The organism is Jiella avicenniae (genome assembly GCF_021390325.1).
In the GTDB taxonomy this organism is placed as follows: Bacteria; Pseudomonadota; Alphaproteobacteria; order Rhizobiales; family Rhizobiaceae; genus Jiella; species Jiella avicenniae.
In genome coordinates this window covers 1-7,577 of record NZ_JAJUWU010000040.1, presented here as the reverse complement: position 1 = coordinate 7,577, position 7,577 = coordinate 1, and the positions used below count along the sequence as shown (strand labels likewise).

Annotated in this window: 7 protein-coding genes; 2 read left to right on the top strand and 5 right to left on the bottom strand. The window is 59.8% G+C overall.

Translation table 11 applies throughout. The features are described from left to right. Positions 1–199, top strand: a 199-nt coding sequence (locus LZD57_RS23805; RefSeq protein ID WP_233722077.1) for a hypothetical protein, incomplete at its 5' end; no start/stop codon positions are given. A 233-nt stretch (positions 200–432) separates the two neighbouring features. On the opposite strand, the gene LZD57_RS23800 is transcribed toward LZD57_RS23805, so the two are convergent. Continuing rightward, positions 433–684 carry a hypothetical protein gene (locus LZD57_RS23800; RefSeq protein WP_233722076.1) on the bottom strand — a complete coding sequence of 84 codons (252 nt, stop codon included), beginning with the start codon at positions 682–684 and terminating at the stop codon, positions 433–435. 432 nt (positions 685–1,116) lie between these two features. Between LZD57_RS23800 and LZD57_RS23795 the strand changes: the two genes are divergently transcribed. Continuing rightward, positions 1,117–1,845 carry a hypothetical protein gene (locus tag LZD57_RS23795; protein ID WP_233722075.1) on the top strand — a complete coding sequence of 243 codons (729 nt, stop codon included), beginning with the start codon at positions 1,117–1,119 and terminating at the stop codon, positions 1,843–1,845. 97 nt (positions 1,846–1,942) lie between these two features. On the opposite strand, the gene LZD57_RS23790 is transcribed toward LZD57_RS23795, so the two are convergent. From LZD57_RS23790 to LZD57_RS23775, 4 genes are all read right to left on the bottom strand, one after another. Beyond that, the gene (locus LZD57_RS23790) at positions 1,943–2,374 is read right to left on the bottom strand and encodes a hypothetical protein (protein ID WP_233722074.1); all 432 of its coding nucleotides are present in this window, start codon (positions 2,372–2,374) and stop codon (positions 1,943–1,945) included. Between the two features lie 169 nt (positions 2,375–2,543). Then, complete coding sequence (locus LZD57_RS23785) at positions 2,544–3,179, bottom strand: hypothetical protein (RefSeq protein WP_233722073.1); 636 nt, start codon at positions 3,177–3,179, stop codon at positions 2,544–2,546. Between the two features lie 909 nt (positions 3,180–4,088). Next, the gene (locus LZD57_RS23780; RefSeq protein WP_233722072.1) at positions 4,089–6,722 is read right to left on the bottom strand and encodes a tape measure protein; all 2,634 of its coding nucleotides are present in this window, start codon (positions 6,720–6,722) and stop codon (positions 4,089–4,091) included. Positions 6,723–6,734: 12 nt separating this feature from the next. After that, complete coding sequence (locus LZD57_RS23775; RefSeq protein ID WP_233722071.1) at positions 6,735–7,424, bottom strand: terminase TerL endonuclease subunit; 690 nt, start codon at positions 7,422–7,424, stop codon at positions 6,735–6,737. Positions 7,425–7,577 lie beyond the last annotated feature (153 nt).

Sequence of the window (7,577 nt, the reverse complement as noted above, 5' to 3'; positions counted from 1 at the left end):
CGCTCAACGCCGCAACGCAATTTGCAAGTTTCTGCGGCCACAGACGGCTGAAACCGGCAAAAGTCAAATCTTTGCAGATGCCGATCAGTCAGCCATTTCAGTGGCTTCGAAATTCTTCACGGGAGACCAGCTGTTCGGGCCGCGCTTGCGCAAGCCAGGGGCCTTTCGCCAGCGGGCGTGCGGTCGTCGTCCGACTTGAGGTCGCATCTTGCGTCGAGTTGCCACGACTATCGGCAACCCGCTGCGGACCAAGGGAACTCGCTCCGACATCGCCGCGACCCGGGTTCAGGCCCGGCCGCCGCAGGGTGACCGTCCGAATGGTGCCGGCGGAGAGGATCGAATTCGACGTTATTATAGCAATATCAATATCTTATGGTGGCGTTATGGGTCTTGTTACAAACCTGAAAATGGACGCCTGCGCATGTGGATAAGTCAGAGCGGCGGCAGACGCTCGACGATGATGAAGCCGGATCGATCGCCGGGAAGCGTCAGCGTCTGGAGCGACGACTTTTCCGCGTTGCAGCCTATGCAGCGATAGCGGAGCTGTGAGACGCCGAGCGCCTTCTGTCGTTCGATGATGTCGCTGGCGAGGAAGTAGGCGAACCGATTGCAGCCCCGGCAGGTGACTTTGACCGCCATCGATCGGCGGAAGCTGTCGGCGTTGGTGATGTCTCTGCGGCCCATGCGCGAGGCATGGAACAAAACAGAAACACTGACAACTTGTCCCCGCTATTATCCACCGGGGATAGAGTTATCCAGACGGTAAGGGGCGAGCCCGCCTGCCCCCGGCTTCTTTGCTTTGCAGCGAATCGCCGCAGCCTGTACCAACAACCTGCGAGTGATTCGCGGCCCGGCGATGCCGGGTCTTCTCAAGCTCAAGGAGGAGCGATGGGCTCCCTAGTGATAACTCTTCCCTTCATCCAAATCAGCGGTCAAGGACAGCTCGCCGTCGGGCTCGCCTGTCTCTTGACCGTGATCATCATCGTGCTCGTGCTCCCTGCGAAAAGATAACGAGCGCGTTAGCGAAGGGCGTAGGAGAGATCCTACGCCCGAGTTCCTACACCGGGTGTTGCGCGCCACGCAACACGTTTGATGTCGGCCCCTAAATGTCGGGCCATGCTGAAGGAGCGTTCGGTGCGAATTGATCCTATCTTCGTAGCGTCTCTACCAGACGATAAACACCAAGCATTTCTAGAATTTGAAGTTTATATGGCCGCGCTGCGCGACGAGAATAAGAAGAACGATAACTCTGATTGGACTGCAGAGCAGTTTTACATCAATGGATTGAACGCCTACGCTATCAGCCGTGGCGATGACGAGCTTCAGAAGGTAACCAATATAAACATTGTTGGTGATGACCAGCCGTGGTATCCGTACTCCAACGTCATAAACTATGTCGAACGACGGAAAGCGCTGCACGCATTTTCTCTAGGCGATGAAAGACGAAAAAGTCGGAGCGCTATCGGTCTTTCTGCTGATGTTCGGGAGCAAATACACTCTTATATCAGCAATATCAGACATATATTACATCAAATCGACTTGCCGGAGCTGAAGCGCGAGCACATTTTCAACGCGCTCAATCGTTTGGCAATGGAGATCGACACCAATCGCACTTGGGTCGAATCCGTGGGTGAGGTTGTGATGCGCCTTACCGATCCGATTGACGACATTAACAAGAAGCTTGCTCCGGCAAAGAAGCTGTTCGATAAAATTCTGAAGCGCCTCGGTGAATCCCGTGACGAGAAGGAAGCCCTTCCCGCACCGGAAGAGCAAAAGCGGATCGAAGGGCCTTCGACCGCCAAAGAAGATGCAGCGAACGACCTCGAAGACGAGATACCATTTTGATGACGCAGGGCGGGCGAACGACGATGAGCCCGCCCGCCAACGGCAAATCTCTGATCCCGGCGTAGGCGAGCGCCGAGGTAACGTCCGAACCGTCTGCCTATCCCACGATCCGCAATTGCGGTGTCTCGGCGTCGATCACAACGTCGATCGAGCGCTTCGCGCATCGGACATGAGCAATCGCGCTCAAGAGATCCGAAGGGTCTTCGACACACTGAAGCAAGCTCTGAAGATCGCTCTCGACATCGTCGAGCGTCCGCAATGTCATGCCGAGCCCCGTCTCGACGCTCGGTTCTTCTAGCGGCTGATCGGCGATGCTCGCCTTTGTGCGCGCTACTAGTTCCAGCAGCTCCGGCGGAAGAGCGGGTTCTGGCTTCGCCGAGGCGGGCCAGATTGCGCGATCGGCGAGCGCCGAGACAATCGCCGTCTGACGATCGTGCATGTGTTCTGGACCGGGATTTTGAGACGCCAGCAGGCTCGCGATGAGCCGTTCGTATGCTTCGTCCGGAAGATAATGATCTGTCGGTTTCAAGGAAGTCGTTCCCCTCGTTGGTGTGAGCAAGATCGATATTGCATGGAGATTCACCCTTGCCAAGCAGTTTTTCTATCTGAACGAAAATATAACTCAAATATAAATAAGTACTTACTTTGGTTGACGAGTGAAAACGCTTTTCTTGCGATGGAATATCTAACACTCTTCGTCAGAACAGCGCATAATCCGGGTTGCCGCCGGATGCGTCGCTCTTTAGCTTTTCCCGGCGACGCCGTTGACGCTCCACCGCTTGAGCGCGCTTATGCGCGAGCCGCTCTTCCTCGCTGCGTACCGGGCGCGCGGTCGATCCTCGCTTCGCGCGCTTGCGCTCAGCATCCTTGCGCCTCCTACGCTCGTCGGGGCTTTCGCTGGCGTTTGGGTCGCTCGCCGTCGTCGGCTGATAGGAGCGAACGGCGCGACCTTCTGTCTCCTTTATGAGCAGGGCGTACCGGAGGCGGGCAAAGGCTCGGTTCTCTTCGCAGATACGGACATATTTCGCGGCCCGGTTCTCCTCGTGGCGTTTAGCCTGATGGCGCCGCGCTAAGTCCATGATCGCCGGCAGGTCGGGTTGCGCCGTCGGCTCATCAGCCGGAGCGCTCGCGGGCGCGTCAGTGATCTGCGGAAGGTCGTCGAGCGCGGCAAGCGCGTCCAGCTCATCTTGAGGGACATGATCGAGGTCGGAGCCGTCGATTTCCGGCAGCGGGTCGCGCTGGCGGCGCGAGAAGAAGTGATCAAGGTTCCGGAGCTGGCGAGCAACTTCGCGCTCGGCGTCGGAAACCGCTTGCACACTGCTAGCGCGATGCATTATGGTCTACCTATTGGATAAGTTAATTGCCGTCCCCCGGTGTCCGGTGGGGCGGCATTTTTTTGTTGCTAATGATTCTATACGATCACGCTGGAGGTGAGAAGCGGTTTTCGCGTTGCGTTTTGCAGATTTATTGTCTGTAAAGAGCGACGTTACTTTCGTCCTTAGCCGGGATGGGCGACGAGTGCGTCACGCTTCTGTCCGCATTTTCGCGGCTCGACGGCGTGATGGTGTGTCACGCCTGCTGTCCGCATTTGCGTCGGAAGGGCCATCTGTCACGCTGTTGTCTGCGTTTTCGTAGCAGGCGGGTGCGCTGAGGCGTCACGCTTTTTTCTCGACTTTCCCCCATATGCTCAAAGATCAAAAGTCAAAAGCATATAAACTTCATAATGGAGCAAAACGCGGACAAGCGCGTGACGTACTCTTTCAGCAAACATCCTCCGGGACGGATCAATCATTCCTCGCTTCGCTCGGAGCCGTCGCTTCGCGCCGGCTGCGGTTGATCTGATCTTCTCCGGGAAGGGTTACGCCAATCGGAGGTTAGGAAGCGGAAGATCCTCCGGGACGGAAAAGCGCCTGCGGCTGATACTGCGAAATTCTGCGGTCCCATGGGTGCGCCAAAAGTTGTTCCGCGCCGGCAAGCAATCTTCAGCTACAGAATCCACACAGAAGCCCGCCAGCGAGCAAACAGTGTGCGGGTGGTGCGATGGCGCCCGCCAATCAACAAACGCGCTCTATGACTCTGTATGAGCATTTTCGAATCGTTGCTTCTGTTCGAGCCGTTTGACCGGAGCATGTGCGAAATTTGTTGCGTCGCGTCTGCCGATCCTGCATAATAGTTGGCAGGTCATCTGTGTGGCTTCCTTTGATAAGGCCCGTCGCGTTTAGTCTCCGCGACGGGCTTTTTCGTCAGCCGCGCCGAACGCCGGCATAGGGTCCGCCTGGCTTGGTGGCCTTGTAGAGTTCCTCGTGGACGATCGCGCGCATCTGGTTCTCGACGGCCTTCGCCGTCTTCTTCGCCAGCTGATCGTTCTGTTCGGGTGTGCCGCCGGAGGCGTTCACGGTGACATTCGAGGTGATCGCGACTGCCCGGTCACGGCTCGCGCCGGCGGGGGCGAAGCGAGGCGAACTGATCGGCGCAGGTGCGCCGACGAGCCCGCCGTTGGCAAAGCCTGCGATCTGCCCGGAATTGATCGCCTCGAGCAAGCCGCGGTGCTTCTTCACGGCTGCGGCCCGAACGACGAACTCGCCATCGGAAAGTTTCGCCGGGATTGAGTCAGACGTACCGGTGCCTGGGCCACGAATGAGCCCGCCTGACGCTGCTTTGACGATGCCGCCGTCGCGGAAGCCGAAGATCGCGCTTACGAAAGATAGGAAGCCACCGCCACCGCCTCCGGTCGCGCCTGAGAAGGCGTTCTCGAAAAGCTTATTCAGCGCCATGTCGAGAAGCCGATCGGCGATCTTGCCGAGCATGTCGCTGAAGGCGCTCGCGGCATCCTTCCCGGCGAGCAAGTCGCTGATCAGTCCGTTCGCCGCGTTCTGAGCAATGCCCTGCCATTCCGCCGCTGCAGCGCGCGCGTCATCTTGGCTCTGCGCATAGGAGCGCGTTGCGGCCTCGGCGCTCGCCATCTGTGCCGCAGCGGCGGCAATCTCGGCGCGCATCTGCGGCGTAATGGCGATGCCCGCCGCCTGCGCATCATTCAACATTTGCTGTTCGTAGCGAAGCCGTGCCGCCGCCTCGGCGCTCATACCGACGGCTTGCTGTTCCGTGCGCTGTTCCTGGGTGTAGCGCGCGGCGTCGGTGATGATTTGCTTATAGGCGTCGCTCTGCTGGCGAAGGCTGTCGGCGCGCCGAGCCGCTTCGTCCTGCGACGCTTGGCGCTGTTCCATGAAATTATCGTCGTCGAGCTTCCGGCGCGCCTTGGAATCCTCGATGTGCCATGGCTCCCACGACATCGGGAACGACAACCCGAACTTACTGGCGTTGTCGTGGAACCACTGTTTCGCATCGCTCGTCGCAAAGCCGAGATCGGCAGCCTCGCCGTGATTGTGCTGAGACTTGCCGGGAGGCGCGACCCATTTGCGCGCTGCGGCAACGCTGCCGTACTTCTTCACGGCGGCGTCGAACAACTCGGCTTGCCGGCGCATCGATCGAGCACCGGAATTGATCGTGGTGGCGGCGCGCACGGCTTCCGGCGCCGCCTGCATCATCTGTGCGAGCGCTGTAGCAAAGCCGCTATCCATGTCCTCGACGTAGCTCGCCGGCTTTCCTGCGGCGAGCTTGCCTTTCAGGATGTCATGCGCGGCGCTCTGAGAGAGCGTCCCGGTCGTCTGCTTGACGGTCGTGGCGAAGTCCTTCAGCGAGACCTTCGCATCCTTGGCGCCTTCGCCAATGACGCGGCCCGCCTTCTCGGCTTCGGCAACGCCGGTCCCTGCGGTCGTCTCGAAAGCGGAGGAAACGCGGTTGTTCGCCGTGCGGGTGATGCCGTATTTCGCGAGATCGGCGTCGGACAGATCGTTCAGACCAAGGGCGTCATTGATCTTCGCGAAAACCGACGAGTTGCCGAGATCGTTCAGATACTTCGTCAGCGCGCCCATGCCCTGCACGGCAGCGTCGATATAGCCGGGAAGCTTCTCGATCACGCTGGCGACGGCGTTCAAGCCATCGGCGGCATTGCCAGACGCGCCCGATACCTCGTCGATATGTCCGACGAGAAGGATCATCGCATTGCCGATCCGGTTCATGCTCTGAGAGACGCGGCCTTCGGCCTTGTCGGCGCGTTCTTCAAGAGACTTCGAACCGGCGATGAAGGCGCGGAAGAAGGCTTCCGATGAGATCTTGCCGTCGAGCATAAGCTGACGAAGTTTCGAGACCGAACCGCCTGCCTCGACGAGACCGTTCGCGACGGCCTGAAGGACGGGCCGAAGACCTTCGTTGACGCTGTTGAATTCCTCGGCGCGCACAGTGCCGGCGGCGAGAAGCTGGCCAAGCTGTTGCAGCGGGCCGGCGGCCTCGGTGGCGCTCTTGCCCTCGACGCGAAGGGCGTTTGCGACGCCTTCGGCGAACTCCAGCCGATCGGCCTCGGTAGCGTTCAAGGTCTCGCCAGCCTGCGCAGCGTCGCGGTAGAGCGAGACGAGCGAACCGACTGCGGCGCCCTGTTTCTGCGCAATGGCGAACAACGCGCCGAAGGTCTTGTCGAGATCGTCGCCGGAGCGGCCCGCGTCGCGAAGTTGGTTCTTCAGCCCTTTGAACTGATCAGCGAGATCGGCGACAGCCTTGGCGCTTTCGACGCCGAGAACGCCAGCGGTGCCGATGACGAGACCGCGACCAATGCCAGCGAGCGAGGTTTTGAGGCTGCCTTCGATATTGCGCCCGGCGTGCTGGAAAGACGTTTCGAGGCGCTTGGCGCTCTTGCTGGCGTCGCCCTCCATACGCTTGAAGTTGCGTTCGGCAGTCTTCGAGGCGCGTTCCATCGACTTTTCAAAGTCGCGGATCTTCGCCTCAAGGCGGATTGCAAGTTCGGCTTCGTCAGTGCGCGCCATGGTACTCCTTCATTAAAATGCGGCGTAGTCCTGCCAGTTGTCACCGGTGAGGACGGAGGGGGTGGGTTGTTCGTTGGCTGCGGCGCGCGAGACGGCCATCCATGTCGCAACGGCGCCGTCTATCCGATCGGTGCTCTTGCCCTTGTGCATGGTCCTGTTGCCGGCGCTGTCGGTGTGGATCGCGACGTTTTGGAAGCACCAGCGCAAGACAGGGTGCCCGCCGTGCTGGAATTTCCCGGCGACGATCGCGCGCTCAAGCGTGTTGAGGGCGGGCGATTGCGTCACCCATCCTTGCCGCATGGTCGCGGTGGGAAAGCCGTCGTCGGTGAGCGGTCCCATGACAGGCTGCGCATAGGCCGGATCGAAATTGATCTCGCGCACGTCATAGCGATCGGCGAGGCTGCGAATATGTCGCTCGACGGCGCGGTAGTCGATCACGTTGCCGGGTGTCGCCGTGAGGTGCCCTTCGTCCTTCCACGCGGGATAAGGTACGCCGTCCCGTTCGCCACGGGCGCGCACGTTGTCACCGGGAATGAAGAAGTGAGGGAGCACGACGAAGCGCTCGTCGTCGTCAGAATGACGGAACGCGGCGACGACTGCGGTTAGATCGGTCGTCGTGCTCATATCGACGCCGATCCAACAAGGCGCACCGGCGAGGGCTTCAAAGTCGATCGGATCGGCGCCGCGCTCGTAAACCGTCATATCGACGAAGGGATCGGTCGATTTGTAGAAGTGGCTTGGTTTGTCTGAACAGCCTCGGCGGCTTGATAAGTGGATCGTCTGCCGGGTTTACGCTGCTGCGAGAAGCGGCTGGTTGAAGTAGGTCTGGTCGGGCGTTTTTCCTCCCAGCCGTGA

What these genes read in the sequence shown, in the direction of transcription:
- LZD57_RS23795 (WP_233722075.1), top strand. Translation starts at nt 1,117, where the DNA reads ATGCTGAAGGAGCGTTCGGTGCGAATTGATCCTATCTTCGTAGCGTCT.
- LZD57_RS23800 (WP_233722076.1), bottom strand. Translation starts at nt 684, where the DNA reads ATGGGCCGCAGAGACATCACCAACGCCGACAGCTTCCGCCGATCGATG.
- LZD57_RS23775 (WP_233722071.1), bottom strand. Translation starts at nt 7,424, where the DNA reads ATGACGGTTTACGAGCGCGGCGCCGATCCGATCGACTTTGAAGCCCTC.
- LZD57_RS23780 (WP_233722072.1), bottom strand. Translation starts at nt 6,722, where the DNA reads ATGGCGCGCACTGACGAAGCCGAACTTGCAATCCGCCTTGAGGCGAAG.
- LZD57_RS23785 (WP_233722073.1), bottom strand. Translation starts at nt 3,179, where the DNA reads ATGCATCGCGCTAGCAGTGTGCAAGCGGTTTCCGACGCCGAGCGCGAA.